The organism is Pseudomonas sp. A-RE-19 (genome assembly GCF_019956555.1).
Taxonomy (GTDB): Bacteria; Pseudomonadota; Gammaproteobacteria; order Pseudomonadales; family Pseudomonadaceae; genus Aquipseudomonas.
Genome location: NZ_JAHBDQ010000033.1, coordinates 16388 through 42187, shown reverse-complemented (window position 1 = coordinate 42187; position 25800 = coordinate 16388). Strand labels below are relative to the sequence as shown.

The following is a 25800-nucleotide window of genomic DNA, read 5'->3' as shown; positions in this document are numbered from 1 at the left end:
CCCTGTGCTAATATCCCGCCCCTGTTCATTTTGTATGTGGGTTGCTCCATGAAGTTGTCCATGCCGCGATTCGATCAAGCCCCTGTCTTGGTGGTCGGCGATGTCATGCTCGACCGTTACTGGCATGGTGGTACCTCACGGATTTCCCCTGAGGCGCCGGTACCGGTAGTCAAGGTCGAGCAAATCGAGGACCGCCCGGGCGGTGCCGCCAACGTTGCCTTGAACATTGCCGCACTCGGTGCGCCGGCCTCGCTGGTCGGCGTGACCGGCGACGACGAGGCTGCCGACAGCCTGGTCAATAGCCTCAAGGGCGCCGGTGTGCGGGCGTTGTTCCAGCGCATCGCGCATCAACCGACCATCGTCAAGCTGCGGGTGATGAGCCGTCACCAGCAATTGCTGCGTATCGATTTCGAAGAACCTTTCTCCACCGACGCCCTGGCGCTGGGCGAGCAGGTCGACGAACTGCTCGAAGGCATCAAGGTGTTGGTGCTGTCCGACTACGGAAAAGGCGCGCTGAAAAACCACCAGGTGCTGATCCAGGCTGCCCGTGCTCGTGGCATTCCGGTGCTGGCCGATCCCAAGGGCAAGGATTTCTCGATCTACCGTGGCGCGAGCCTGATCACCCCGAACCTCAGCGAGTTTGAAACCATCGTCGGCGGTTGCGCCGATGAGCACGAACTGGTGAGCAAGGGCGCGCAGCTGATGCACGACCTGGATCTGGGCGCGTTGCTGGTGACCCGTGGCGAGCACGGCATGACCTTGCTGCGCCCGGATCATCCGGCGCTGCACCTGCCGGCCCGTGCCCGTGAAGTGTTCGACGTGACCGGTGCCGGTGACACAGTGATTTCTACTCTGGCGGCGGCGATTGCCGCAGGCGAAGAACTGCCCCACGCGGTGGCCCTGGCCAACCTGGCGGCAGGCATCGTCGTCGGCAAGCTCGGTACGGCGGCCATCAGCGCACCGGAACTGCGTCGCGCCATCCAGCGTGAGGAAGGGTCCGAGCGCGGCGTGCTGGGCCTTGAGCAGTTGCTGCTGGCAGTCGACGATGCGCGTGCGCATAAAGAGAAAATTGTCTTCACCAACGGCTGCTTCGATATCCTGCATGCCGGCCACGTGACCTACCTCGAGCAGGCGCGCGCCCAGGGCGATCGATTGATCGTGGCAGTCAACGACGATGCGTCGGTGAGCCGCTTGAAAGGGCCGGGTCGGCCGATCAACAGCGTCGACCGTCGCATGGCCGTACTGGCCGGTCTGGGCGCGGTGGATTGGGTGATCAGCTTCTCTGAGGGCACACCGGAAAACCTGTTGCGCGAGGTCAAGCCGGACGTACTGGTCAAGGGTGGGGACTATGGCATTGAGCAGGTAGTCGGAGCGGACATCGTTACCGCTTATGGCGGGACAGTGAAAGTGCTGGGGTTGGTGGAAAACAGCTCGACCACGGCGATTGTCGAGAAGATCCGCAACCGTTGAGGTGGACGTCTCTCGTTTTGTACTGTATTTGAACGGTTTTACCGTGAGGTATAACCGTTCCCATTGATGTTGGCCGGTATGAACCCGCGCTTACCTGCTTTTATCTTGTGGTTATAAATTTATGAAAGTCATGCTCCTGGTGATGGACGAGCAGCGAGTCATATTGGATCGCCTGTATGAAATCGTGCAGCAGAATTGCACCGATTGCGTGGTCTATCGCCTAAGCAAACTGCAACAGATGAATCTGGGTCCGTTTCTGGCTTCGGTCAATTATCAGAACTTTGACCGCGTCGTGATTTTCTCTAGAGTCAAGCGCCTCGCTCCACAACTGAGTGTGCTGAAATGTATTCCCGGGTTGATCTTTCTCGAGCATGACGCCTATCAGAACTACATGCCCAACAGTAAGTACCGGCGGGTTTATTCGCGCCTGTATAACCGACTTCCAAGTGCTCGCGTGCTGGTTTCTGGAGCGGTTGTTGCGCGTCGGATGCAAGCTGAAAATATTGATGCAGTGTTCGTTTCAAAGGGATATGACGAACAGATGCTGCATAACATGGACGGTGTCCGAGATATTCCGATCGGGTTTCTGGGCAGCCTGAAAAGTACCGAATATGCGCAGCGCAAGGCAGTCCTTGAATCGCTGGCTCGGCGTACCGGCATGTTGGTAACCCGGACCCAGTCAGGTGCCGAATATCTGGAAACACTCAATCGCATCAAGATTTTTGTCAGTGCCGATATCGGCATGGGCGAATTCATGATCAAGAACTTTGAAGCCATGGCATGTGGCTGTGTACTGTTGGCCTGGAGTCAGGGTGAAGAAGACGGACTGTTGGGTTTTCAGGATATGCACAACACCGTGTTCTATCGCTCCGAAGATGAGGCCATGGAAAAACTCAAGCTGTTGGAGAGTGACCCTGCGTTAGCGTCTCGTATCGCCAGTAACGGGCAGGCGTTCGCTGAGAGCCAGTATTCCTTCGCTCGCGTGGGGCGTGCCCTGGCTGCTGAAATTCAGCGTGAAATGCGTCCTTGGCGACCGCCATCGGCATTCACTCGCCTGTGGGTCAAGTTGCGCCACGGGATGGAGGTTCCAGGGTAAATGACGGATTCTCAACAGCTGCAAGCCAGTGAGGAGATGGCGCTGGATGCGCTGCCCGGCGGCCATCAATCGGTCATCGATGGACTGCCGATGGAGCTCAAGGCGTGTTTGCACAATGCGGCCCGCGTGGTGCTTGTGGCCAATAACCCGGCGATCACGGCAGCCGATTTCCAGGCGCTGAATATTGGCGCCGATGACGTGGTCGTCAGCTTCAATACCTGTGTGAAATCTGCGCTGCTTTGCCCACAGAGCGTCAATGTATTCGTGCATGGTTTCAATGCGCCGGACGCGTACTTTTTCGGCCTTCCCTATGGGCCTGAAGTGCAGCGACTTTTCCAGCACGCTGGCGAGCGTTGTTTCACGATGCTGGTGGGAAGCACGGGAGCGATGTGTCCTTTGCCGCGAGTGGCTCTTTATTGGGAGCGTATTCCGTTACCGGCGTTGTGGAACTACCCGGTCGATCGACCGGAAGGTAAACGTTATGTCGGACCGTCCACTGGCTTCAATGCGCTGGTGCTGTTCGATTGGCTGCGCAGTCACGCCGGTTATACCTACCAACTGATGACATTAGGTTTTTCCAACGAAGCGGGAAAGCTCTGGAGCGGGCATGCCTGGGGCTATGAACGGGACTGGTTGCAAAAGTCGGACGTCATCGTCGTGCCGCTGCAGCATCGTAGTTGGTGGCAAGTATTGCTTCGTCGCAAATGAATGATTGTTTGTGATCGGTCGCCAGCAGGGCGCCGAAAAGTGGACTCGAATTTTTCCAGGGGTGCTGTCGAGTGTTAAATATTGCGGTGGCTTTTTTTGGCATTCCAAGAAATTCGGAAATCTGCTTTCCCTCCATTCAAGAGAACGTGCTTGCGCAGTTGCCTTCGAACAGCAATGTGAAGTGCTTTTATCATCTCTATAAAATCGATGAAATCCAGAACTCGCGTTCAGGTGAAGCGGGGGAACTGAGCGCCGACAACTATGAGGCCTTCCAGTCCATGACCGGAATGCTCGCCTCGACGGAAGGCGTTCTGGAGCGTTGGGACTTCGAGCGAGTGAAAACACTCGGCGATACCTGGGCTGATGAGCATGCGTCCCTCAGGAATCTGATCTATCAGCTCAACTCGCTGCACACGGTCACGGCCATGATGGAGTCCTTCAATCCTGATTTCGTCGTATTCGTGCGGCCGGATAATTTCTATCACTCGCCGCTTCCCGCTTATGTGTTCAAGCACCCCAATGCCAGGCGGTTGAATGCCTATATCCCTGATTGGCAGTGGTGGGGAGGACTGAACGATCGTTTTGCCATCTGTGGGCGTGATGCGTACAAAGCCTATGGAAAAAGGATTGAACACATCTTCGATTTCTGTGAAGCGACAGGAAGAAAGCTGCATTCCGAGCGGCTGCTCAAATACGTGCTGCAACAGGCCGGAACCAAAGTCTGCACCATGGACACCACGGCTTCGCGCGTTCGTATCACTGGTGCATTCGCTGATGAGTCGTTCTCTCCCAAGCGAGGCATGGGCAAGCGAGAGAATCGCTACTTTCATCTGTTTGCGCGGTTACGTACCGTCATGGACAGTCGGCGGTCGGATTAGGCCGTGGACCGTCCGCCCATCGCTACAACCGCCACACGCTTTTTCTAATGTCTTCGTACCAGCCGCACCAGTTGCAGTGCCTTGGCTCCGAGTGTGATCAACCCTTGTTTTTGAGCTTTCGGTACTCCCAGCCCTTGTTGCGCGATCCAGTCCTTCCAGCGAATACGTTCTTCCCGAACGACCCAGCCTTGCTGGATAGCAAAGCTCTCCGCCAGATACAGTCCACGGGTACTGGCCGGTAAAAGCTTATCGCGCTTGAGCGTATACAACTCGGGAAGGGGCACCCCATCTTCAAGTGGCATCAGATACAAATCGGGACGTTTACGATCGAGCCGGGCCACCAGTTGATCGCCCTCCAGTCGTTCGTCGACATGAAACAGGCTCAGGGATTTGGCTTCCTTGGGCACGTCCAGGCGCAAGTCATAAATCAATTGCAGCGATGCCGTCGGCAAATGCACATACGCCCGCGGACGCTCGATCAGCGGCATGTTGGCGCAACGCACCGGCCGCGCTGAACCGGACAACGGTGTCAGGCGAAACGGCAGGGCTTCGCGATAATGCAGGGCGGACGAGTAGGGCGCCGGCAGCCAGGTGTCATTGAAGCGCCCGCTGAGCCAGCCTTCCGGGGTTTCCAGCAGGCACTCTTCGGCAATCTCCTGGGTCGCCGTGTGCAGTGGCAAGGTCAGCTCATGAGCCGGCACGTAACCGGAGATCAGTTTGAGCACCACATCGCCGCGGTCCTGCCGACGCTGACGCACCAACACCCAGTAATCGCGGTTCTGCCAATGCAGGGTCAGGCGTACCGAGACCCCGAGGTTCGCCAGTTCCAGGGCGAACCGCTCGGTATCGGGCACCGTCACCGGGCGACGGCGTTGCAGGGTCTGGGAGAAATTCAGCGGCATCCCGACGCTCTGGTAGCTCAGGCCTTCGGGCGTCGCTTCGACGAATAATGGCAGGGTCTTGAAGTTGCTCGGGTTCTTTCTTATCAGCGTACGCGGCATGTCGGCTCCTGCTTAAGGCCGCGTGGGCGGCATCAATGGCTACGAAGGATTTTGGCAACGGTCGCGACGTTATGGACGAGGTGCAGCGGATTGATGGTCCCGACAATAGCACTGGCCACACCCGGGTGTTCAAACAACAACTCGAAGCTGGCACGCACCGGGTCCACGCCCGGGCTCAGGCAGACGTGGCCGCTGGCCAGGGCCTTTTTGACCAGGATCGCTTTGCCGTGGGCAGCAGCATAGTCAATGACTGCCTTCTCGTTCTGTTCGTTCAGATTGTAGGTGACCATCGCGCAATCACCTTGTTCCAGAGCCTTCAAGCCGCCTTCGACGGTTTTTCCGGAAAAACCGAAACCGCGAATCTTGCCTTCGCGCTTGAGCTCGGCAAGAGTCGCATAGACCTCGCTTTCATTCAGGATCGCCAGGTCGTTGCCGTCGGAGTGCACCAAGACCAGATCGATAACATCCGTTTCCAGACGTTGCAGACTGCGTTCCACCGAAAAGCGAGTATGGGCGGCGCTGAAGTCGTGACGCGACTGGCCGTCGGCAAACTCTTCGCCGACCTTGCTGACGATCACCCAGTCCTGACGTTGACCTCGCAGCAACGGGCCGAGACGCTCTTCGCTGCGGCCATAGGCCGGTGCGGTGTCGATCAGGTTGATGCCCAGGTCGCGCGCGAGTTTGAGCAACATGCGCGCTTCGTCATCGCCGGGGATCTGGAAGCCGTTGGGGTATTTCACCCCTTGATCGCGGCCGAGTTTCACCGTGCCCAGACCCAGGGGCGAAACCAGCAGGCCGGTGCTGCCCAAAGGGCGATGCAGGTCGTGCAGGGTCGGTTGGCTCATGGCAGCAGTTGCTCCCAGGCAGGGACGCCTATCGGTGGTTTCGGCAGTTCCGGCAGCGGCGCCGGGTGGCTCGGCTGGATACCGTCGCGCTGCAGCGAGGCGATGACGCGGTCGGCGAAGTCCGGCGCCAGGGCCAGTTTGGTCGGCCAACCCACCAGCAGACGATCCTGCTCGGCGAGGAAGGCATTGTCCGGGCGAGTCAGGCCCGATTGCAGCGGCTCCGCGCGTTCGACCCGCAAGGTCGCCCATTGTGCAGTGCTCAAGTCGATCCATGGCAGCAGGTTGCCGAGTTCTTTTTGCGCGCTGGCGATCTGCGCCGCAGGCTCGCGGGTCACGCCTTCGGCTTCGGCGATGTCGCCTCCCACGTACCAGACCCACTGGCCATCGGCGGCCGGGTGAGTGGTCACGGTGACGCGCGGCTTCGGCCCGCCGCCCAGGCAATGAGCGTACAGCGGTTTGAGGCCCGGGCCTTTGACGATGATCATGTGCAGGGGACGACGCTGCATGGCCGGTTGGCTCAGGCCCAGCGCCGTGAGCAGGTCAGCGGTGCCGGCACCGGCGCTGAGAACGATGCGCTGGGCGCGGATCTCGCGTTCATCGACTTTCAGGCCGACCAGTTCGCCGTTTTCCAGCAGTGGTTCGATGTGCTGAGAGGCCAGCAGACCGTCGCCAGCCAGATCGGCCAGGCGCTGGATCAGGCTCGGCACGTCGACCACCAGTTCCGTCAGGCGATAGACCTTGCCCTTGAAGCGCTTGTCTTGCAGCGCTGGCGGCAATTGATCGCCTTTAACCTGATCGACCCGCCCGCGCACGGCTTTGCTGGCGAAAAAACTGGTGAGGTTGCCGGCGAGGGTGCCGGGGGACCAGAGGTAATGGGCGTCGGACAACACGCGCACGCCGGACAGGTCCAGTTCGCCGTCGCCGGCCAGCGCTTCACGCCAGCGACGCGGCATGTCGGCGATGGCTTCCGAGGCGCCGGTCAGGGCACCGTGCAACGCGTACTTGGCGCCGCCGTGGATGATGCCCTGAGACTTCAGGCTCTGCCCGCCACCGAGGCTGGCGCTTTCCACCAGCACGGTTGAAAAACCCTGGCGGCGCAGGCGCGCATTCAGCCAGAGGCCGGCGACACCAGCGCCGACAATCAGAACGTCGGTGGAAATAACAGATGGCATGCAGCGACCTCAGTGTTCAAGACGAGGGTGCAGTATACAGACTCGATGCGGAGGGGATTTGTTGGTGATCAATAGGGAGGATGCAAAACCTGTGGGAGCGGGCTTGCTCGCGATGGGGCCGGCACATGCAACATAAGGGTTGAATGCAAGACCGCTATCGCGAGCAGGCTCGCTCCCACAATGGAAAGTGCTTCGGGTTTTAGTGTCCGGCAGTCTTGGAGAACAACTGAATAACCACAACACCCAGCACAATCAGCGCCATTCCCAGCATCGCCGGCACATCCAGCTTCTGCCCGTAGATAAACAGTGCCGCGACGCTGACCATCACGATGCCCATGCCGGCCCACACCGCGTAGGCCACGCCCACCGGAACGCTGCGCACCACCAGGGTCAGCATCCAGAAAGCAATGCCGTAACCGACGATGACCAGCAGCAGCGGCAGTGGCGTGCTGAAACCTTTGACCGCTTTCATCGAAACGGTAGCGATTACTTCGGCGCAGATAGCAATGGCCAGGTAGTAGTAAGCGGTCATGGGTCAATCCTCGTGTGAAGTGTTGCTTTCTGAGGTCGGCATTCTAGAGACTCGCCAGATGCGGTAAAGTCATTACCTATCTGTTCTGAAGATGGGTTGAGCCATGAACATGCAATGGAATCTGGAACAGCTGCGCTTGTTTGTCAGCGTAGCGGAACAGCGTTCGTTTTCCGCGGTGGCGCGGGATCAGCGCAAGGCGCAGTCGGCGGTCAGCAGTTCGATTGCGCTGCTGGAAGAGGACCTGGGCGTCAGTCTGTTCGACCGCAGCAGCGGCCGTCAGCCGAAACTCACCGAAGCCGGCACCGCCCTGCTTGAGGAAGCGCGGGAAGTGCTGCGCCAGTGCGAGCGCCTCAATGGCCGGGCACTGGCGATGATGCGTGGCCAGGAAGCGAGTCTGCGGGTGGCTCAGGATGAGGCGATGCCCTATCAAGCGGTGGTTGAAAGCTTTGAGGCCCTGGCGGAACAGTTTCCCAGCCTTGAGGTGCAGCTGACCAGCGCAGCCCAAGGTGATGTGGCGCGCAAACTGGTAGAGCGCCGGGCTGACCTGGGCTTGCTGTTTTATCACGATCAGATTCCCGAAGCCCTCGAACGGCGAGTGCTGGGCAGCGTCGAAATGGTCACGGTGTGCGGCGCGGGGCATCCCTTGGCGAAGCAGGCCCAGGTCGATTGCCAACAACTGGCGCAGCATCGGCAGTTGCTGATGTCCACGCAGTCCAGCGTCTACCCCGGCAGTGAACCGGCCAGCCCGCAGGTCTGGCGCGCCGACAGTTTCTACGTGATGGCCGAATGGGTGATGCGTGGTCTCGGCTGGGCCTGGTTGCCGCGACATGTGGTGCAGTACCCGGCGTATCAGGATCTGATGGTCGAACTGGCCAGCGAATGGACGCCACCGGCATTGATTGTGGAGCTGGTCTGGCGTCGCGATGAGCCCCTCGGCCCGGCGGCCCGTTGGCTGGCGGAACGTTTTGCCGTGCACTTGCAGGCGATCGGCTAAAAAACCGATAAACTCCGCCGCCATGAATAGAACTCTCTACACCGCGCTGTTTTACATGGGGCTGCCATTGGTAGCGATTCGGCTTTGGCTGCGGGCGCGCAAGGCGCCGGCGTACGCCAAGCGCATTGGCGAACGTTTCTCCCTCGCGCTGCCGGCGATGAAGCCGGACGGCCTCTGGGTGCACGCCGTGTCGGTGGGCGAAAGCATCGCCGCTGCGCCGATGATTCGTGCCTTGCTGCAACGGTATCCGACGCTGCCGATCACCGTTACCTGCATGACCCCGACCGGTTCCGAGCGCATCCAGGCGTTGTTTGCCAACGAACCGCGCATCCAGCACTGCTATTTGCCGTACGACTTGCCTTGCGCAGCAAAGCGATTCCTTGATCGGGCCCGGCCGAAACTGGCGGTGATCATGGAAACCGAACTCTGGCCCAACCATATCCATCAATGCGCCAAGCGCGCAATTCCCGTGGCGCTGGCCAATGCGCGACTGTCCGAACGCTCAGCCAAGGGCTATGGCCGCTTCCCTGAACTGACCCGTCCGATGCTCGCCGAGATGAGCCTGTTCGCGGTGCAGACCGAAGCCGAGGCGCAGCGCTTCCGCGATTTGGGCGCGCGCCCGGAAACCGTCGAAGTGACCGGTTCGATCAAGTTCGACCTGACCATCGACCCGCAACTGCTGCAGCGTGCTGACGAGTTGCGTGCGCAGTGGCAGGCGCAGGATCGCCCGGTGTGGATCGCCGCGAGTACCCATGAAGGCGAAGACGAAGTGGTGCTGGCTGCCCATCGTCGGCTGCTGGCCAATCATCCCGATGCCTTGCTGATTCTGGTGCCGCGTCATCCGGAGCGCTTCAACCCGGTGTTCGAATTGTGCCGGCAGCAGGGGTTCGCCACGGTGCGGCGTTCGGCGGGCGAACCGGTTACCCCAGGCACTTCGGTGCTGCTGGGCGACACCATGGGTGAGTTGCTGTTTCTTTACGCGTTGGCTGACAGCGCGTTCGTCGGCGGCAGTCTGGTGCCGAACGGCGGTCATAACCTGCTGGAACCGGCGGCCCTGGCCAAACCGGTATTGAGTGGTCCGCACTTATTCAACTTCCTCGAGATCGCCGCGCAGTTGCGCAGTGCCGGGGCGTTGGCCGAGGTCGATGATGCCGAAAGTCTGGCGCTGGCGGTGCAGCGATTGTTCGAATTACCGAGCGATGCGCAGCGGATGGCAGAGGCGGGGCTGAAAGTGATGCGCGCTAACCAGGGCGCGTTGCAGCGTTTGTTGGATGGGTTGGGCAGGTTGATCGAGCGTTAGATCAAAAGATCGCAGCCTTCGGCAGCTCCTACAGGGTGTACATCAATCCCGGTGTAGGAGCTGCCGAAGGCTGCGATCTTTTGCTTTTGCGATCCTTTGCTTTTTAAGGCCTGGCTTTGAGCTGCTCCGCCGCAGCCTTGGCCAGATCCGGCGGCAGGAAGTCTTTATCCGGGTTGTAATCAGCCTTCAGATAACGCGTCAGGTCCTGCAAATCCCCCGGGTTCAAAGTGCCGGCGGCCTGCTTCAGGCGCAGGTTGTCGAGGATGTAGTCGTAGCGGGTGTTGTTGTAGTTACGCACCGAGGTGTACAGCTGACGCTGGGCATCGAGCACGTCGACGATGTTGCGCGTCCCCACCTGATAACCGATTTCGGTCGCTTCCACCGCGCTCTGGTTGGAGATGATCGACTGCCGGCGTGCCTGCACCTGCTCGACGTCGGTGTTGACGGCGCGGTGCAGATTGCGGGTGTTTTCCACGACCTGACGGCGCAGCGCTTCGCGTTGTTGTTCAGTCTGATCCAGGCGTGAGTAAGACTCGCGCACCTGGGAGCTGGTCAGCCCGCCGCTGTAGATCGGAATATTCAGCTGCAAGGCCAGCGTACGTTGATCGACGTTGCCGCCATACGGCGTTCCAAACGCATTCGGGTTGCTGAAGCCCAAGGCATCGTTGTCGCCTTTTTCATACTTGGCCACCGCATCCAGCGTCGGTGCGTGACCGGCCTTGCGTTGCTTGAGGGTTTCTTCGGCGGCGCTGACCGCGTAGTTGCTGGCCAGCAAATTCAGGTTCTGTCTGGCGGCGGTGTCGACCCAGGCCTTGGCGTCGTTCGGCGCTGGCGGCAGGATCGGCAAGGTGTGGACGATGCCCTGGATCGAGTTGTACTGCCGGTTGGTCAGGGTGATCAAGGCTTCAAACGCATCATCCACCTGGCGCTGGGCCAGAATCCGATTGGCCCGCGCGGTGTCGTAGCTGGCCTGGGATTGCAGCACGTCGGTCTTGTCCGACAGGCCGACATCGAAGCGCTCATTGGACTGGTCGAGTTGGCGCTTGAATGCCGCTTCTTCGGCCTTGGTCGATGCCAGGTTGTCCTGGCTGCGCAGCACGTTGAAGTAGCTTTCGGCGCTTTGCAGGATCAGGTTCTGCTCGGTGGCCGAGAGTTGCAATGCAGCTTGCTCGTTGACGTCCTTGGCCGCCTGGAACTGGAACCAGCGATCGGCGCGGAACAGCGGCTGCGCCAGGGTCGCCTGATACGAATGAGCGCTGCGGTTAGCGACGACTGAAGGCTGGTCGATCGAGGTACGCACGTTGGCCACTTCGGCACCGCCGGAAATGTTCGGCAGCAGGCCGGCACGAGCCTGGGGCACGACTTCCTTCTGGGCGCCATATTGGGCGCGGGCGGCAGCGAGGTCGGCGTTGTTGTCCACTGCTTCCTGATAGACGCTGACCAGATCGGTCTTGGTCGATAAGGGCGCATCTGCTGCCCAAGCCATTCCATTGGACGCATAAGACACGGCAAGGGCCAGTGAGAGTTTGCGCAGCATGAGGCTATCCCTAAAAAATTACGCTGATAATTTGAGCGCCAAGGCTACGGCGCGGCGCCCCGCAGCGTCAAGGCGGCACGGCGTAGCGAGTGTAGTTGCACGCAGGCACGGCAACAATCCTGCAATTGCGCCATTCATCATGGTGTTTGCAGCGGGATTGGCGTTCTTTGCCGGTTGTGTCTAGACTGGCCGGGTTCTTGTCGGGGTGCCTTGCTATGAGGCTGAGATCGAATAATTTCGGATCCCGTTGAACCTGATCAGGTTAGCGCCTGCGTAGGGAACAAGATTTCTCGTCACCCGGCGAGTCCTCTTGTGCTTCGTCCGGGATGTTGTTCGACAATCGAACACCCCTCGAGCATCGAGCACAGCACAGCTGATTTCCAGCACCCGTGCGTCCATTCGTTTACAGGTTCGCTCCGACAAAAAATCCACTGCCTGGATGTGTGTCTGGAGAGCCCGTGATGACTACAAAATCAAAAAACGCAACCAACCTGAGTGACTCGGCCAAGGTCGATCAGCAATCGGTTCAGCCGTTTACCCGCTCGCAAAAAATTTATGTTCAGGGCACGCGCCCGGACATCCTCGTGCCGATGCGCGAAATCAGTCTTGATGTGACGCCGACCGACTTCGGCGGCGAAATCAACGCGCCGGTAGTGGTGTATGACACCTCGGGCCCGTATACCGACCCCAACGTCATCATCGACGTGCGCAAAGGCCTGGCCGATGTGCGTTCGCCGTGGATCGAATCCCGTGGCGACACCGAGCGTCTGTCCGGCCTGAGCTCCAACTTCGGCCAGGAACGCCTTGCCGATCCAGAGCTGACCAAGCTGCGTTTCGCCCACGTCAACAACCCGCGCCGCGCCAAGCCGGGTGCCAACGTCAGCCAGATGCACTACGCCCGAAAAGGCATCATCACCGCCGAGATGGAATACGTCGCCATCCGCGAAAACATGAAGCTCGAAGTGGCCCGTGCCGCTGGCCTGCTGGATCAGCAACACGCCGGCTACAGCTTCGGCGCCAGCGTGCCGAAAATCATCACGCCGGAATTTGTCCGTGAAGAGATCGCCCGTGGCCGCGCGATCATTCCGGCCAACATCAACCACACCGAACTGGAACCGATGATCATCGGCCGTAACTTCCTGGTGAAGATCAACGGCAACATCGGCAACAGTGCCTTGGGTTCGTCCATCGAAGAAGAAGTGGCGAAACTGACTTGGGGCATTCGCTGGGGTTCGGACACGGTCATGGACTTGTCCACCGGCAAGCACATCCACGAAACCCGCGAATGGATCATCCGCAACTCGCCGGTGCCGATCGGTACCGTACCGATCTACCAGGCCCTGGAAAAAGTTGGCGGCGCCGCTGAAGACCTGACCTGGGAACTGTTCCGCGACACGCTGATCGAGCAGGCCGAACAGGGCGTCGACTACTTCACTATCCACGCCGGCGTGTTGTTGCGCTATGTGCCGCTGACCGCCAAGCGCGTGACCGGTATCGTTTCCCGTGGCGGTTCGATCATGGCCAAGTGGTGCCTGGCGCACCACAAGGAAAACTTCCTCTACACCCATTTCGAAGACATCTGCGAAATCATGAAGGCCTACGACGTCAGCTTCTCGCTGGGCGATGGCCTGCGTCCGGGCTCGATTGCCGACGCCAACGACGCCGCACAATTCGGTGAGCTGGAAACCCTCGGCGAGCTGACCAAAATCGCCTGGAAGCACGACGTGCAGTGCATGATCGAAGGCCCGGGCCATGTGCCGATGCAGTTGATCAAAGAGAACATGGACAAGCAGCTCGAGTGCTGCGACGAGGCGCCGTTCTACACCCTCGGCCCGCTGACCACCGACATCGCCCCAGGCTACGACCACATCACCTCCGGTATCGGTGCGGCGATGATTGGCTGGTTCGGTTGCGCCATGCTCTGCTACGTGACGCCGAAGGAACACTTGGGCCTGCCGAACAAGGATGACGTGAAGACCGGGATCATCACCTACAAGATCGCCGCTCACGCTGCCGACCTTGCCAAGGGGCATCCGGGCGCGCAGATTCGCGATAACGCCTTGAGCAAGGCGCGTTTCGAATTCCGTTGGGAAGATCAGTTCAATCTCGGCCTCGACCCGGACACCGCGCGTTCGTACCACGACGAAACCCTGCCGAAGGATTCGGCCAAGGTCGCGCATTTCTGCTCCATGTGCGGGCCGAAATTCTGCTCGATGAAGATCACTCAGGAAGTCCGTGAATACGCGGCTAACCAGCGGATCGAAACTGTCGATGCGGAAGTTGCGCAAGGTCTGGCAGAGCAGGCTGAGCGGTTCAAGCAGGAAGGCAGTCAGTTGTACAAGAAGGTTTGATCTGGCATTTGGCGGCGGTGATTTCACCGCCGCCATCGCGAGCAGGCTCGCTCCCACATTGGATCTGTGTCGTTCACAAATCCCCTGTGGGAGCGAGCCTGCTCGCGATGGCGATCAAAAAAACAACAAATGTCCCTCTGAGATAACACCCTTGAGCATCCAACCCAGTACTTACTCCCCGGACATCGCCGTGCCGACCGACAAACGTGTCTTCGGCGGCCGTGATCTGTTTTCCCTGTGGTTCTCCCTCGGCATCGGCCTGATGGTGTTGCAGACCGGCGCGCTGCTCGCACCGGGTCTGGGCTTGTCCGGTTCGTTGCTGGCGATTTTTCTCGGCACGCTGGTCGGCGTTCTACTTCTGGCTGCCGTCGGGGTGATCGGCAGCGATACCGGTCTGTCGTCGATGACCGCACTCAAGCTCAGCCTGGGTCGTCATGGCGCCAGCCTTCCGGCGGTGTTGAATCTGTTGCAACTGATCGGTTGGGGCTCGTTCGAAATCATCGTGATGCGCGACGCTGCCAGCCTGCTCGGCGCCCGAGCATTCAGCGAAGGCAGTCTGTGGTCGAACCCGCTGCTGTGGACGCTGTTCTTCGGGGTACTGGCTACGTTGCTGGCGGTCAGCGGCCCGTTGACTTTCGTGCGCAAGATCCTGCGCAAGTGGGGCATCTGGCTGCTGCTGGCCGCGTGCCTCTGGCTGACCTGGAACCTGTTCGCCAAAGCCGATCTGGCCGCGTTGTGGGCGCAGGCCGGTGATGGTTCCATGCCGTTTGCCGTGGGCTTCGATATTGCGATCGCCATGCCGCTGTCCTGGCTGCCGCTGATTGCCGACTACTCGCGATTCGGCAAGCGTGCGAAGAATGTCTTCGGCGGTACAGCGCTGGGTTTCTTTATCGGTAACTTCTGGCTGATGAGCCTGGGCGTGGCCTACACCCTGGCGTTCGCGCCGAGCGGTGAAGTGAATGCCTTGCTGCTGGCGCTGGCCGGCGCAGGTTTAGGGATTCCGTTGCTGCTGATTCTGTTGGATGAGTCGGAAAATGCCTTTGCCGATATTCACTCGGCGGCGGTGTCCAGCGGGATTCTGTTGCGCTTGAAAGTCGAGCATCTGGCCTTGGCCATCGGTGTGATCTGCACACTGATCGCGTGCCTGGCGCCATTGGCCCAGTACCAGAACTTCCTGCTGTTGATCGGTTCGGTGTTTGCGCCGCTGTTCGGCGTGGTGCTGGTGGATCATTTCATCCTGCGCAAACGCCGTGGCCAGGTCGCGTCGGCCGCATTGCGCTGGCCGGCGTTGCTCGCCTGGTCAGGCGGGGTGAGCACCTATCATTTGCTGGCCAATCTCTATCCGGACATCGGCGCAACCCTGCCGTCGCTGGTACTGGCAGGGCTGCTGCAACTGGTGCTCGGTCGAGCCTTCAGCTACGGCCGGGAAACAGCTCAGGCTTGAGAATGCCATTCAGGCGCGGGTAGGGGATCTTCAGTTCGACGTGGCCCAATGCGTAAGGCGCGATGGTGCTCACTTCGTACTTGAGGATCACCCCGCCGTAGGTCAGCGCCACGTTCTGGGTTTTCACGAAGGGCCAGCGCTTGACGAACTCAGGCTCCTGATCGAGCTTGGTGCTGATCAGCCAGCTGTTGTGCGCCACCTGCGCCGCTTTCCAGAACGCTTCTTCCTGCCCCGGAATCACCATGTCCGAGAGCGTCAGCACTTTATGCTGCTGGCGCGAATAGTTGATGAAGCTGCGCCCTGGCGTGCCATGGTCACCACCGGTGTCCAGGTAGCTAGAGAATTCAACGATCACCAAGCCGTCATGCTGTTCACGTACCTTGGCTTGCAGATAGCTGCTGTAGTGCGGGCCGGCGTTGTTCAAAAACTGTTCGCGATACGCGGCCAGCGTCGGCGCGACAGGGGCGTCGGGCGTGGTGCGGGTCATTTGCAGCAGGCGTTTTTCGATGATGCCGTCAAGCGCGGGCTCATCCGGGAAACGCAGTGTATCGATGTTCACCAGCGGGCAATCAGGATTGGCGCAACCAGGTTTCAACTGTTCCGATGCGTCGCGGGTGGTTTCCAGCGGCGCCCGGTAATTGGGCTGGAACAGACTCTGGCATGCACCCAGCGTCAGGGCGATGGCGGCCACGGAGGCGATTTTGAAAAGCGACATGGGCGTCCTTAATGAAACAGGGGAAGGCGAAAAGTTACCCGCTTCGACTCTCAACGAAGCAGTCAGTTCGCCACTAAGCTAATTAGAGTTGGTTTCGCCCTCACCGTCTATCCCGCTGACTGGAAAGGGGCTGCATCAAACATCGCGGGCGCGTTAGGATGGCGCGAAGTCGAGGTTGCAAGTAACGAGTTGCAAGTAAAAAAAGGAACCTCATAACGGATTTGCAGTAAACGAGGATTGTCATGACTGATTTTGCCAACGCCATTCCGACCACCGTTGATATCGTCCGGCGCGAAAAGTGCTACGAGGGTTTCTACACGCTCGACCGCGTGCACTTGCGCCATGAATTGTTCGCCGGTGGCATGAGTCGCGAGATCAATCGTGAACTGTTTGTTCGCCACGATGCGGTGTGTGTGCTGCCTTATGATCCACAGCGCGACGAAGTGGTGCTGATCGAGCAATTTCGCGTCGGCGCCATGGGCAAGACCGACAACCCGTGGCTGATCGAACTGGTCGCCGGTCTGATCGATAAGGATGAAGTACCGGAAGAAGTTGCTCACCGCGAAGCGCAGGAGGAAGCTGGGCTTGTATTCGGGGCGCTCTGGCCGATGACCAAATATTTTCCATCGCCGGGCGGCAGCAATGAATTCGTGCATTTGTACCTGGGGCGTTGCGAGACAACCGGGGTTGGCGGCCTGCATGGGCTGGAGGAAGAAGCAGAAGATATTCGCGTCACGGTCTGGGCTTTCGAAGATGCCCTGCAAGCCGTGCGCGACGGACGTATTGCCAACGCGCCAAGCATCATTGCCTTGCAATGGCTGGCTTTGAACCGCGTTGAAGTGAGGGGGTTATGGTCGTAAACAAGCTGCGCGATCGCTATCGGGTCGACCTCGTGGGGCTGCAAGCCTCCTGCGAGGCCAACTACGCGCGCCTCATGCGACTGCTGCCGGACATGCGTAACGAGCCCGAAGCGCGGCGCATCGCCGTGACCCAGGGCGAACAGATGTTGGGTGTCCTGGCACTGGAAGTGCTGCAGGTCTGCCCGTATACCACGACCCTGCAAGTGCGCCAGGAACACAGCCTGCCGTGGCTACCGGTGCCGCAACTGGAAGTTCAGGTCTATCACGACGCGTGCATGGCCGAGGTCGTCAGCGCTGAGCATGCACGACGCTTCCGGGGCATCTATCCTTACCCGAACGCCGCGATGCATCAGCCGGACGAAAAGGCTCAGCTCAATCTGTTCCTGGGGGAATGGCTGAGTCATTGCCTGGCTTGCGGGCACGAGTACGCCGTTGTGCGCTAAGAGCCCTGTGTAGTTGTGAACTGCGTCCGGTTCACAGGTTTCCTCTTTTGATCGTCCCCCAGCATAATTGCGGCACTTACCCATCCCGTGATCACGCCCTGGGAGAACGCCTTGCCGAGCGTATCCATATTGACCACCGCCGATCCGGCGTTGCTGGTGCAACTTTCCGACAGTCATCTGTTTGCCGAGGCGGACGGAACGTTACTGGGCATGAAAACCCGCGACAGCCTGCAGCAGGTCATAGAGCTGGTATTGAAGCAGCAGCCGCGAATCGACCTGATGATCGCCAGTGGTGATCTGTCCCAGGACGGCACGCTGGAGTCGTACCAATTGTTTCGTGACCTGACGCGGCAGATCGATGCGCCGGGACGCTGGATTCCCGGCAATCATGACGAGCCGCGGATCATGGCCGAGGCAGCCGTGCAGAGTGCATTGCTGGAGCCGGTGGTGGATATCGGCAACTGGCGGGTGACGTTACTCGACTCGGCGGTGCCAGGTTCGGTGCCGGGTTTTTTGCAGGATGAGCAGTTGCAGTTGCTGGTTCGTTCCTTGAGTGAGGCGCCTGAACGGCATCATTTGGTGTGCTTCCATCATCATCCGGTGTCGATCGGCTGTGCGTGGATGGAGCCCATCGGGCTACGCAATCCAGAAGCGTTGTTCGCGGTGCTGGAGCGCTTTCCACAGGTTCGCGCAGTGCTTTGGGGGCATGTGCATCAGGAAATTGATCAGCTGCGCAATGGCGTTCGCCTGATGGCTTCGCCCTCGACCTGCATTCAGTTCGAGCCGGGTAGCGATGATTTCAAGGTAAATGAGCAGGCACCGGGGTATCGGTGGTTGCGGCTGTTGCCGGATGGCCAGCTCGAAACAGGCGTTGAGCGCGTCACCGGTTTCGATTTCCAGATTGATTACGGCTCCAATGGCTACTGACACTTTTCCTGCGGGTGTACCGATTCCCCCTGTAGGCGCCGTTGACAAAGCCCCTGTAGGAGCTGTCGAGTGCAACGAGGCTGCGATCTTTTGACTTTGTTTTTTAAAAGCAAGATCAAAAGATCGCAGCCTCGTTGCACTCGACAGCTCCTACAGTAAACTGCGCCTCTTTACCCGACGCACAGGGCGCTCAAATGTCTGGTTCGATCCTTTATATCCACGGTTTCAACAGCGCGCCGGCGTCGAAAAAGGCCTGCCAGTTGATCAATGTGATGGAACGGCTGGGCTTGAGCGATCACTTGCGCGTGCCGGCCTTGCATCACCATCCCCGCGAGGCCATCGGTCAGCTGGAGCAGGCGATTGCCGAGCTGGGGCGGCCACTGCTGGTCGGCAGCTCACTCGGCGGCTACTATGCGACTCACTTGGCCGAACGCCATGGCTTGAAAGCCCTGCTGATCAACCCTGCCGTCAGCCCGCACCGGATGTTCGACGGGTTCTTGGGGACGCAGAAAAACCTGTACACCGATGAGACCTGGGAATTGACCCACGACCACGTGACGGCCCTGGCCGAGCTGGAAGTGCCGCCGCCCCAGGATCCGCAGCGATATCAGGTGTGGTTGCAGACCGGCGACGAAACGCTGGACTATCGCCTCGCCCAGCAGTATTACCGGGCCTGTGCCTTGCGCATTCAGGCCGGCGGCGACCATGGTTTCCAGGGTTTTGCCGAGCAACTGCCGGCAATGCTGAGTTTCGCCGGCATCGGCGCAGATTTGTATCAGGCGATTGATTTCACAGCACTGTGATTGCTCGCCCCTTTTCACAGAACACTCTTTTTACAGAGCACTCTTTTCACTGAAGGACGACGAGACCCCATGGCCACTCCCAGCGCTAGCTCTTATAACGCCGACGCCATCGAAGTCCTCTCGGGCCTCGACCCGGTGCGCAAACGCCCCGGCATGTACACCGACACCAGTCGGCCGAACCACCTCGCCCAGGAAGTCATCGACAACAGCGTCGACGAAGCCTTGGCCGGGCATGCGACATCGGTGCAGGTCATCCTGCACGCCGATCACTCTCTGGAAGTCAGCGATGACGGCCGTGGCATGCCGGTGGACATTCACCCGGAAGAAGGTGTGTCGGGTGTCGAGTTGATCCTCACCAAGCTTCATGCGGGCGGCAAGTTTTCCAACAAGAATTACCAGTTCTCCGGCGGTCTGCACGGGGTGGGTATTTCCGTGGTCAACGCCTTGTCGACCGAAGTCCGGGTGCGCGTAAAGCGTGACGGCAACGAATATCAGATGACTTTCGCTGACGGTTACAAGAAGACCGAACTGGAAGTGATCGGCACCGTCGGCAAGCGCAACACCGGCACCAGTGTGTTCTTCGCCCCGGACCCGAAGTACTTCGATTCACCGAAATTCTCCATCAGCCGCCTCAAGCACGTGCTCAAGGCCAAGGCCGTTCTGTGCCCGGGGCTGCTGGTCAGTTTTGAAGACAAGGCCACCGGCGAGAAAGTCGAATGGCATTACGAAGACGGCCTGCGCTCCTACCTGGTGGACGCGGTCAGCGAATTCGAACGCCTGCCGGACGAACCGTTCTGCGGCAGCCTGGCCGGTAATAAAGAAGCGGTCGATTGGGCGTTGCTGTGGTTGCCAGAGGGCGGCGACAGCGTTCAGGAGAGCTACGTCAACCTGATCCCGACGGCCCAGGGCGGTACTCACGTCAATGGTCTGCGTCAGGGCCTGCTCGATGCGATGCGCGAGTTCTGCGAGTTCCGCAGCCTGTTGCCGCGCGGCGTGAAGCTGGCACCGGAAGACGTCTGGGAACGCATTGCGTTCGTCCTGTCGATGAAGATGCAGGAGCCGCAATTCTCCGGTCAGACCAAGGAGCGCCTGTCATCCCGTGAAGCGGCGGCCTTTGTTTCCGGTGTGGTCAAGGATGCCTTCAGCCTGTGGCTCAATGCCAACCCGGAAACCGGCATGCTGCTGGCGGAACTGGCGATCAACAACGCCGGCCGTCGTCTGAAGGCCAGCAAGAAGGTCGAGCGTAAACGCATTACCCAAGGGCCGGCCCTGCCGGGCAAACTCGCTGACTGCGCCGGGCAGGACCCGATGCGCTCCGAGCTGTTCCTGGTGGAAGGTGATTCCGCCGGCGGTTCGGCCAAGCAGGCGCGGGACAAGGAGTTTCAGGCGATCCTGCCGTTGCGCGGCAAGATTCTGAACACCTGGGAAGTCGACGGCAGTGAAGTGCTGGCCAGCCAGGAAGTGCACAACATCGCCGTGGCCATCGGTGTCGATCCGGGCTCGGCGGACATCGCCCAGCTGCGTTACGGCAAGATCTGCATCCTCGCCGACGCCGACTCCGACGGTCTGCACATCGCCACATTGCTCTGTGCCTTGTTCGTCCAGCATTTCCGCCCGCTGGTGGATGCCGGTCATGTCTACGTCGCCATGCCGCCGCTGTACCGTATCGACCTGGGCAAAGAGATTTACTATGCCCTGGACGAGGCCGAGCGCGATGGCATTCTCGATCGTCTGGTGGCCGAGAAGAAGCGCGGCAAACCACAGGTCACCCGATTCAAAGGTCTGGGTGAAATGAACCCGCCGCAGCTGCGCGAAACCACCATGGACCCGAACACCCGGCGTCTGGTGCAACTGACGCTGGAGGATTTCGACGCCACCTCGGAAATGATGGACATGCTGCTGGCGAAAAAACGCGCGGGCGATCGCAAGTCCTGGCTGGAATCCAAAGGCAACTTGGCCGAGGTCCTGGGCTGATGCGATTTGGCTGGGCCCTGGCGTGTACGTTGCTGCTGACGACGGTGACGGTTTGCGCCGAGCCTGCGCCCGAGCTGCGCCTGTTGTCCGAGCACGCCGTCGACGGTATGCGCGGCGGCAATTTGTCGGGGCTGGCCCAGTGTGGCAAGGAGTTGTGGACCGTTTCGGATCGTGACGACGATCAGATTTATCGCCTCGACACGCGCACCACCACCTGGCAAGCCGAAACCGTGCACATCGACGTACCCTTGGTACCCGACACCGGTTTGCCCTGGGGCTTGCGTTCGCGGACTTGGGCTGCGTCGTTCGTGCGGGGCGGGGATCTGGATTTCGAAGGCATCACCTGTGACAACGCGGGCAATCGTTACATCGTCAGCGAAGGCCACGCCGCGGTGTTGCAAGTACCGCCAATCGGGCCCGCGTCCTGGCTGAAAATCTCGCCGATGCTGGTTCGCCAAGCGCGGGCCAGCGGCATGTTGTTGCACTTCAATGCGTTATTCGAAGGCCTGGCGGTCAATCCGGCCGGTAACACGCTGTGGCTGGCCGCCGAACGTGAGCGCCGCGGTTTGCTGCTGATCAAGCGTCAGCAAACGGTCTGGGACTGCGACGGTAGCTGTGTGCTGCTGAGTGAAGGCGGGATGGAAATGCAGCCAGCGCAATTTCCCAAGGCCAGAGCGCGCCCCCGGGATTTTGCCGATCTGTCATTGTTCGACGGCAAGCTGTTCACCCTTGAGCGCAACGCCTTTCAGATCTGTCGCCGTGATGCGGTGACGACCAAGGTCGAGCGCTGCTGGTCGTTTGCTGCCGAGGCCTTGCAGGAAAACCGTCGTTATTCACAGCCCTTTGGGCTGGCGGAAGCGTTGATCGTGGACGCCGACGGCGCCTGGATCGGCATCGACAACAACAACGGTGCGCGCGCCGACGGTGAGGTACGCCCGATTGTCTGGCGCTTTGCCGCGCCTGAAGGTGGCTGGAGTGCCAAGCCATGAGTCAGCAACCGCCTGGCAAACGCGCCGGTCGGGTGTTGATGGTGTTGGCCTGGTGCGCCGCGCTGTTTCTGGCGACGCGGTTTTTCGGGCAGTGGGAGGCGCGTCAGCACAATCCCAACGCCGTCGTCAGCTCTGAGCAGGGCGAAGGTTTTATCGAAGTGAAGCTGATCAGCAACAGCCAGGGGCATTTTGTCGTCACTGGCCAGATCAACGGTCAGCCGGTGGATTTCATGCTCGATACCGGCGCGACCGATGTGGCGATCCCGGCCGAAATGGCCGAGAGGCTGAAACTGGAAAAAGGCTTTGGGGTGACCCTGAGCACGGCCAATGGCTTGAGCGAGGGCTATCGAACCCGCCTCGACCGGCTGCAATTGGGGGACATCGTGCTGCGTGACGTTCGCGCGCTGGTGGCGCCCGGTTTGCACGGCAATCAGGTGCTGCTCGGCATGAGCGCACTCAACAAACTTGAATTTACCCAGCGCGGTGGCACCATGCTGCTGCGCCAGACAACGAAACCATGAGGCCCGCATGAGCGACTCCCTTGATCTCAGCCTGGACGGTGTAGAACGCCGGTCGCTGGCTGACTTCACCGAAAATGCCTACCTCAACTACTCCATGTACGTGATCATGGACCGTGCCTTGCCGCATATCGGCGACGGCCTGAAACCGGTACAGCGGCGCATTATCTATGCGATGAGCGAGTTGGGGCTGGACGCCGATTCCAAACACAAGAAATCGGCGCGTACCGTCGGTGATGTGCTCGGTAAGTTCCACCCGCACGGCGACTCGGCGTGCTACGAAGCCATGGTCCTGATGGCCCAGCCGTTCAGCTACCGCTACACGCTGGTCGACGGCCAGGGTAACTGGGGTGCGCCGGACGATCCGAAGTCCTTCGCGGCCATGCGTTACACCGAAGCGCGGCTGTCGCGTTATTCCGAAGTGCTGCTCAGCGAACTGGGCCAGGGCACCGCGAACTGGGGCCCGAACTTCGACGGCACGCTGGAAGAGCCTTTGGTGTTGCCGGCCCGTTTGCCGAACATCCTGCTCAACGGTACCACCGGTATCGCCGTGGGCATGGCCACCGACGTACCGCCGCATAACCTGCGCGAAGTCGCGACCGCTTGCGTGCGCTTGCTGGATGAGCCGAAAGCCACGGTCGAGCAGCTCTGTGAACACATCCAGGGCCCGGATTACCCGACCGAAGCGGAAATCATCACGCCGCGCGCCGACCTGCTGAAAATCTACGAAACCGGCAAGGGCTCGGTGCGCATGCGCGCCGTGTACCACATTGAAGACGGCGACATCATCGTCACCGCGCTGCCGCACCAGGTGTCCGGTGCCAAGGTGCTGGAACAGATCGCGGCCATGATGCAGGCCAAGCCCTCCAAGGCTCCGCAGATCGCTGACCTGCGCGACGAGTCCGACCACGAAAACCCATGCCGCATCGTGATTATTCCCGGTGCGCGCAAGAACTTCGATCACGACGCGCTGATGCAGCACCTGTTCGCCAGCACCGAGCTGGAGTCGAGCTATCGGGTCAACATCAACATCATCGGCCTGGACGGCAAACCGCAGCTGAAAAACCTGCGGGCGCTGCTGGTCGAGTGGCTGGAATTCCGGGTGCAGACCGTACGTCGTCGTCTGCAATTCCGCCTGGACAAGGTTGAGCGTCGACTGCACCTGTTGGATGGTTTGTTGATCGCTTACCTCAATCTGGATGAAGTGATTCACATCATCCGCACCGAGGAACACCCGAAAGCCGCACTGATCGAGCGCTTCGCCCTGAGCGAAATCCAGGCTGATTACATCCTTGACACCCGTTTGCGTCAGTTGGCGCGACTGGAAGAAATGAAGCTGCGTGCCGAGCAGGATGAACTGCTCAAGGAACAAGCCAAGCTGCAAGCCCTGCTGGGCAGCGAAGCCAAGCTGAAAAAGCTGGTACGCACCGAGCTGATCAAGGACGCCGAAACTTACGGCGACGACCGTCGCTCGCCAATCGTCGAGCGTGCAGAAGCCAAGGCCTTGACCGAACACGATCTGCTGCCGAACGAGAAAGTGACCGTAGTTCTGTCGGAAAAAGGCTGGGTTCGCTCTGCCAAAGGGCACGAAATCGACGCCACCGGGCTTTCCTACAAGGCCGGGGATGGTTTCAAGGCCTTGGCGCCCGGTCGCTCCAACCAGTTTGCAGTGTTTATCGACTCCACGGGTCGCAGCTATTCGGTGGCTGCACACACGCTGCCCTCGGCCCGAGGCCAGGGCGAACCGCTGACCGGCCGCCTGACGCCGCCGCCAGGGGCGAGTTTCGAATGCGTGCTGATGCCTGAAGACGATTCGCTCTATGTGATCGCTTCCGACGCCGGTTACGGTTTCGTGGTCAAGGGCGAAGACCTGCAAGCCAAGAACAAGGCGGGCAAGGCCCTGTTGAGTCTGCCGAACAACGCCAAAGTGATTCTGCCGCGTCCGGTGGCCGATCGTGAGCACAACTGGCTGGCCTCGGTGACTACCGAAGGTCGCCTGCTTATTTTCAAAATCAGCGATCTGCCACAATTAGGTAAAGGTAAAGGGAATAAGATCATCGGGATTTCCGGTGAACGTGTTGCCAGTCGCGAAGAATATGTCACGGACATTGCCGTTTTGCCGGAGGGTGCCACTTTGGTGCTGCAGGCCGGAAAACGTACCTTGTCGCTGAAGGCGGACGACCTCGAACACTACAAAGGTGAGCGTGGGCGTCGCGGTAACAAACTGCCACGTGGCTTTCAGAGGGTAGATGCGCTGTTCGTCGAAAACCTCAATTAAGCGTCCTAGAGCGCTCGATCTACGATTTAACGCGTAGATCGACGCTTTGGCGCTGGAGTCGGAACGCATATTCACGGATGATATGGCCTTTCAAGCGCCGGCGTGGTCGAGCGTTCTTCATATTTTTTGAGTATTTTCACTGTGGTTAGCCTTGTGGCAACCACCTGGATGGGACGATGACTGCTCTGCGCCTTCCTTTTATTTTGATGCTCGCCGGCGTTCTTGGCCTGGCGGGTTGCAGCGTGCACCAGCCGGTGTCGCTGTATCAGCTGGACAGCGGAAGTCCGGCTCAGCCTGCGCAAAGCGCCGGCATGGCGGTATTGTTGGGCCCGGTAACGGTTGCTGATTATCTGCAACGCGAAACCTTGTTGCAGCGTCAACCGGATGGCAGCCTGCAAGCTTCGGCCGATGGCCGGTGGGCGGGCAGCCTTTCGTCCGATATCGATCAGCTGTTGCTGCGTCAGGTCGCCGGTCATCTGGATAGCCAGCGCGTTGTCCTGGCACCGGCAACGGTGGGCTTTACGCCGGATGTTCAGGTCCTGTTGACGATTACTCGCCTGGATTCGGGTGAGTCGCAACCGGCAGTCCTTGATGCACAATGGCGTCTGATCGACCGTCGTGGTCAGGTGCGCGATAACCGCATCATTCATCTGCTGGAACAACACGCCGGGGGCACTGCGGCTCAGGTTCAGGCTCAGGGAGTGTTGCTGCAGCGTCTGGCCGATCAACTGTCGACGGCGCTCAAGCCGCTGGCTAACCAGCCGCCGATCGCCGAAGCACCCCGCAAGCAGGCTGCCAAGCCTGTGGCGCCGGCCGCCGAGCCGGAAAAACAACCGAAAATCCCGATGGCTTCGCCGATTCGTACGGATATGGAAGTGTTCAGGTTCTAAGCCTGGATTGATCCAAAGCAAAGCCCGCCATTGATGCGGGCTTTGTTGTTTCTGCGGAATGAAATCTTCAGTACT

At 59.9% G+C, this 25800-nt stretch carries 23 protein-coding genes and 1 riboswitch; of the genes, 17 read left to right on the top strand and 6 right to left on the bottom strand.

What is annotated here, in order from left to right:
* The first annotated feature begins 48 nt into the window (after positions 1-48).
* The 4 genes from hldE to KGB14_RS19685 all read left to right on the top strand — a co-directional run bounded on the left by hldE (position 49) and on the right by KGB14_RS19685 (position 4152).
* Positions 49-1470 (top strand): bifunctional D-glycero-beta-D-manno-heptose-7-phosphate kinase/D-glycero-beta-D-manno-heptose 1-phosphate adenylyltransferase HldE, encoded by a 1422-nt coding sequence (hldE, locus tag KGB14_RS19700; protein ID WP_223488386.1) that lies wholly within the window; start codon positions 49-51, stop codon positions 1468-1470.
* A gap of 121 nt (positions 1471-1591) precedes the next feature.
* Entirely contained in the window at positions 1592-2566 is a 975-nt protein-coding gene (locus KGB14_RS19695; RefSeq protein WP_223488385.1) for a glycosyltransferase, read from the top strand.
* Positions 2567-3274, top strand: coding sequence for a hypothetical protein (locus KGB14_RS19690; RefSeq protein WP_223488384.1), 708 nt, complete (start codon positions 2567-2569; stop codon positions 3272-3274).
* A gap of 71 nt (positions 3275-3345) precedes the next feature.
* The gene (locus tag KGB14_RS19685) at positions 3346-4152 is read left to right on the top strand and encodes a hypothetical protein (protein ID WP_223488383.1); all 807 of its coding nucleotides are present in this window, start codon (positions 3346-3348) and stop codon (positions 4150-4152) included.
* Between the two features lie 44 nt (positions 4153-4196).
* Here the strand turns inward: KGB14_RS19685 and KGB14_RS19680 are convergent, their stop codons facing one another.
* The 4 genes from KGB14_RS19680 to KGB14_RS19665 all read right to left on the bottom strand — a co-directional run bounded on the left by KGB14_RS19680 (position 4197) and on the right by KGB14_RS19665 (position 7702).
* Complete coding sequence (locus tag KGB14_RS19680) at positions 4197-5153, bottom strand: metal ABC transporter ATPase (protein ID WP_223488382.1); 957 nt, start codon at positions 5151-5153, stop codon at positions 4197-4199.
* Positions 5154-5185: 32 nt separating this feature from the next.
* Positions 5186-5998, bottom strand: coding sequence for an aldo/keto reductase (locus tag KGB14_RS19675; protein WP_223488381.1), 813 nt, complete (start codon positions 5996-5998; stop codon positions 5186-5188).
* A complete protein-coding gene (locus tag KGB14_RS19670) occupies positions 5995-7170 on the bottom strand; it encodes an NAD(P)/FAD-dependent oxidoreductase (protein WP_223488380.1) in 1176 nt (391 codons plus the stop codon). The genes KGB14_RS19675 and KGB14_RS19670 overlap by 4 nt, the downstream gene beginning before the upstream one ends.
* Positions 7171-7369: 199 nt before the next feature.
* Entirely contained in the window at positions 7370-7702 is a 333-nt protein-coding gene (locus tag KGB14_RS19665) for a DMT family transporter (protein WP_008004867.1), read from the bottom strand.
* Between the two features lie 103 nt (positions 7703-7805).
* Between KGB14_RS19665 and KGB14_RS19660 the strand changes: the two genes are divergently transcribed.
* The gene (locus KGB14_RS19660) at positions 7806-8696 is read left to right on the top strand and encodes a LysR family transcriptional regulator (protein WP_223488379.1); all 891 of its coding nucleotides are present in this window, start codon (positions 7806-7808) and stop codon (positions 8694-8696) included.
* 22 nt (positions 8697-8718) lie between these two features.
* The gene (gene waaA / locus KGB14_RS19655; RefSeq protein ID WP_223488378.1) at positions 8719-9996 is read left to right on the top strand and encodes a lipid IV(A) 3-deoxy-D-manno-octulosonic acid transferase; all 1278 of its coding nucleotides are present in this window, start codon (positions 8719-8721) and stop codon (positions 9994-9996) included.
* A gap of 103 nt (positions 9997-10099) precedes the next feature.
* Here the strand turns inward: waaA and KGB14_RS19650 are convergent, their stop codons facing one another.
* Positions 10100-11533 carry a TolC family outer membrane protein gene (locus tag KGB14_RS19650; protein ID WP_223488377.1) on the bottom strand — a complete coding sequence of 478 codons (1434 nt, stop codon included), beginning with the start codon at positions 11531-11533 and terminating at the stop codon, positions 10100-10102.
* A gap of 191 nt (positions 11534-11724) precedes the next feature.
* Positions 11725-11830, top strand: a riboswitch (TPP riboswitch).
* A gap of 164 nt (positions 11831-11994) precedes the next feature.
* Between KGB14_RS19650 and thiC the strand changes: the two genes are divergently transcribed.
* The gene (gene thiC / locus KGB14_RS19645; RefSeq protein WP_223488376.1) at positions 11995-13884 is read left to right on the top strand and encodes a phosphomethylpyrimidine synthase ThiC; all 1890 of its coding nucleotides are present in this window, start codon (positions 11995-11997) and stop codon (positions 13882-13884) included.
* A 151-nt stretch (positions 13885-14035) separates the two neighbouring features.
* Positions 14036-15328, top strand: a complete 1293-nt coding sequence (gene cytX, locus KGB14_RS19640) for a putative hydroxymethylpyrimidine transporter CytX (RefSeq protein ID WP_223488375.1) — start codon at positions 14036-14038, stop codon at positions 15326-15328.
* Here the strand turns inward: cytX and KGB14_RS19635 are convergent.
* Positions 15297-16043, bottom strand: a complete 747-nt coding sequence (locus KGB14_RS19635) for an RsiV family protein (RefSeq protein ID WP_223488374.1) — start codon at positions 16041-16043, stop codon at positions 15297-15299. The two genes, cytX and KGB14_RS19635, sit on opposite strands and share 32 nt — an antisense overlap.
* Positions 16044-16285: 242 nt before the next feature.
* On the opposite strand from KGB14_RS19635, the gene KGB14_RS19630 reads away from it, so the two are divergent.
* The 9 genes from KGB14_RS19630 to KGB14_RS19590 all read left to right on the top strand — a co-directional run bounded on the left by KGB14_RS19630 (position 16286) and on the right by KGB14_RS19590 (position 25725).
* Positions 16286-16903 (top strand): NUDIX domain-containing protein, encoded by a 618-nt coding sequence (locus KGB14_RS19630; RefSeq protein WP_223488373.1) that lies wholly within the window; start codon positions 16286-16288, stop codon positions 16901-16903.
* Positions 16894-17346, top strand: coding sequence for a DUF1249 domain-containing protein (locus KGB14_RS19625; RefSeq protein ID WP_223488372.1), 453 nt, complete (start codon positions 16894-16896; stop codon positions 17344-17346). The genes KGB14_RS19630 and KGB14_RS19625 overlap by 10 nt, the downstream gene beginning before the upstream one ends.
* Before the next feature lie 111 nt (positions 17347-17457).
* Positions 17458-18273 (top strand): 3',5'-cyclic-AMP phosphodiesterase, encoded by an 816-nt coding sequence (cpdA, locus tag KGB14_RS19620; RefSeq protein WP_223488371.1) that lies wholly within the window; start codon positions 17458-17460, stop codon positions 18271-18273.
* Between the two features lie 194 nt (positions 18274-18467).
* Complete coding sequence (locus KGB14_RS19615) at positions 18468-19076, top strand: YqiA/YcfP family alpha/beta fold hydrolase (RefSeq protein ID WP_223488370.1); 609 nt, start codon at positions 18468-18470, stop codon at positions 19074-19076.
* 69 nt (positions 19077-19145) lie between these two features.
* Positions 19146-21050: a DNA topoisomerase IV subunit B gene (gene parE / locus KGB14_RS19610; RefSeq protein ID WP_223488369.1), complete on the top strand. Its 1905-nt coding sequence runs from the start codon at positions 19146-19148 to the stop codon at positions 21048-21050.
* Complete coding sequence (locus KGB14_RS19605; protein ID WP_223488368.1) at positions 21050-22039, top strand: esterase-like activity of phytase family protein; 990 nt, start codon at positions 21050-21052, stop codon at positions 22037-22039. The genes parE and KGB14_RS19605 overlap by 1 nt, the downstream gene beginning before the upstream one ends.
* Positions 22036-22560 carry a TIGR02281 family clan AA aspartic protease gene (locus KGB14_RS19600; RefSeq protein WP_223488367.1) on the top strand — a complete coding sequence of 175 codons (525 nt, stop codon included), beginning with the start codon at positions 22036-22038 and terminating at the stop codon, positions 22558-22560. The genes KGB14_RS19605 and KGB14_RS19600 overlap by 4 nt, the downstream gene beginning before the upstream one ends.
* A gap of 7 nt (positions 22561-22567) precedes the next feature.
* Complete coding sequence (gene parC / locus KGB14_RS19595; protein WP_223488366.1) at positions 22568-24835, top strand: DNA topoisomerase IV subunit A; 2268 nt, start codon at positions 22568-22570, stop codon at positions 24833-24835.
* Between the two features lie 176 nt (positions 24836-25011).
* Entirely contained in the window at positions 25012-25725 is a 714-nt protein-coding gene (locus tag KGB14_RS19590) for a membrane integrity-associated transporter subunit PqiC (protein ID WP_223488365.1), read from the top strand.
* The last annotated feature ends 75 nt before the right edge of the window (positions 25726-25800 follow it).

Bases quoted from the DNA above. Each gene is read 5' to 3' on its own strand.
- hldE (WP_223488386.1), top strand. From the start codon at position 49: ATGAAGTTGTCCATGCCGCGATTCGATCAAGCCCCTGTCTTGGTGGTC.
- KGB14_RS19695 (WP_223488385.1), top strand. From the start codon at position 1,592: ATGAAAGTCATGCTCCTGGTGATGGACGAGCAGCGAGTCATATTGGAT.
- KGB14_RS19690 (WP_223488384.1), top strand. From the start codon at position 2,567: ATGACGGATTCTCAACAGCTGCAAGCCAGTGAGGAGATGGCGCTGGAT.
- KGB14_RS19680 (WP_223488382.1), bottom strand. From the start codon at position 5,153: ATGCCGCGTACGCTGATAAGAAAGAACCCGAGCAACTTCAAGACCCTG.
- KGB14_RS19675 (WP_223488381.1), bottom strand. From the start codon at position 5,998: ATGAGCCAACCGACCCTGCACGACCTGCATCGCCCTTTGGGCAGCACC.
- KGB14_RS19670 (WP_223488380.1), bottom strand. From the start codon at position 7,170: ATGCCATCTGTTATTTCCACCGACGTTCTGATTGTCGGCGCTGGTGTC.
- KGB14_RS19665 (WP_008004867.1), bottom strand. From the start codon at position 7,702: ATGACCGCTTACTACTACCTGGCCATTGCTATCTGCGCCGAAGTAATC.
- KGB14_RS19660 (WP_223488379.1), top strand. From the start codon at position 7,806: ATGAACATGCAATGGAATCTGGAACAGCTGCGCTTGTTTGTCAGCGTA.
- waaA (WP_223488378.1), top strand. From the start codon at position 8,719: ATGAATAGAACTCTCTACACCGCGCTGTTTTACATGGGGCTGCCATTG.
- KGB14_RS19650 (WP_223488377.1), bottom strand. From the start codon at position 11,533: ATGCTGCGCAAACTCTCACTGGCCCTTGCCGTGTCTTATGCGTCCAAT.
- thiC (WP_223488376.1), top strand. From the start codon at position 11,995: ATGACTACAAAATCAAAAAACGCAACCAACCTGAGTGACTCGGCCAAG.
- KGB14_RS19635 (WP_223488374.1), bottom strand. From the start codon at position 16,043: ATGTCGCTTTTCAAAATCGCCTCCGTGGCCGCCATCGCCCTGACGCTG.
- KGB14_RS19630 (WP_223488373.1), top strand. From the start codon at position 16,286: ATGACTGATTTTGCCAACGCCATTCCGACCACCGTTGATATCGTCCGG.
- KGB14_RS19625 (WP_223488372.1), top strand. From the start codon at position 16,894: ATGGTCGTAAACAAGCTGCGCGATCGCTATCGGGTCGACCTCGTGGGG.
- KGB14_RS19615 (WP_223488370.1), top strand. From the start codon at position 18,468: ATGTCTGGTTCGATCCTTTATATCCACGGTTTCAACAGCGCGCCGGCG.
- parE (WP_223488369.1), top strand. From the start codon at position 19,146: ATGGCCACTCCCAGCGCTAGCTCTTATAACGCCGACGCCATCGAAGTC.
- KGB14_RS19605 (WP_223488368.1), top strand. From the start codon at position 21,050: ATGCGATTTGGCTGGGCCCTGGCGTGTACGTTGCTGCTGACGACGGTG.
- KGB14_RS19600 (WP_223488367.1), top strand. From the start codon at position 22,036: ATGAGTCAGCAACCGCCTGGCAAACGCGCCGGTCGGGTGTTGATGGTG.
- parC (WP_223488366.1), top strand. From the start codon at position 22,568: ATGAGCGACTCCCTTGATCTCAGCCTGGACGGTGTAGAACGCCGGTCG.
- KGB14_RS19590 (WP_223488365.1), top strand. From the start codon at position 25,012: ATGACTGCTCTGCGCCTTCCTTTTATTTTGATGCTCGCCGGCGTTCTT.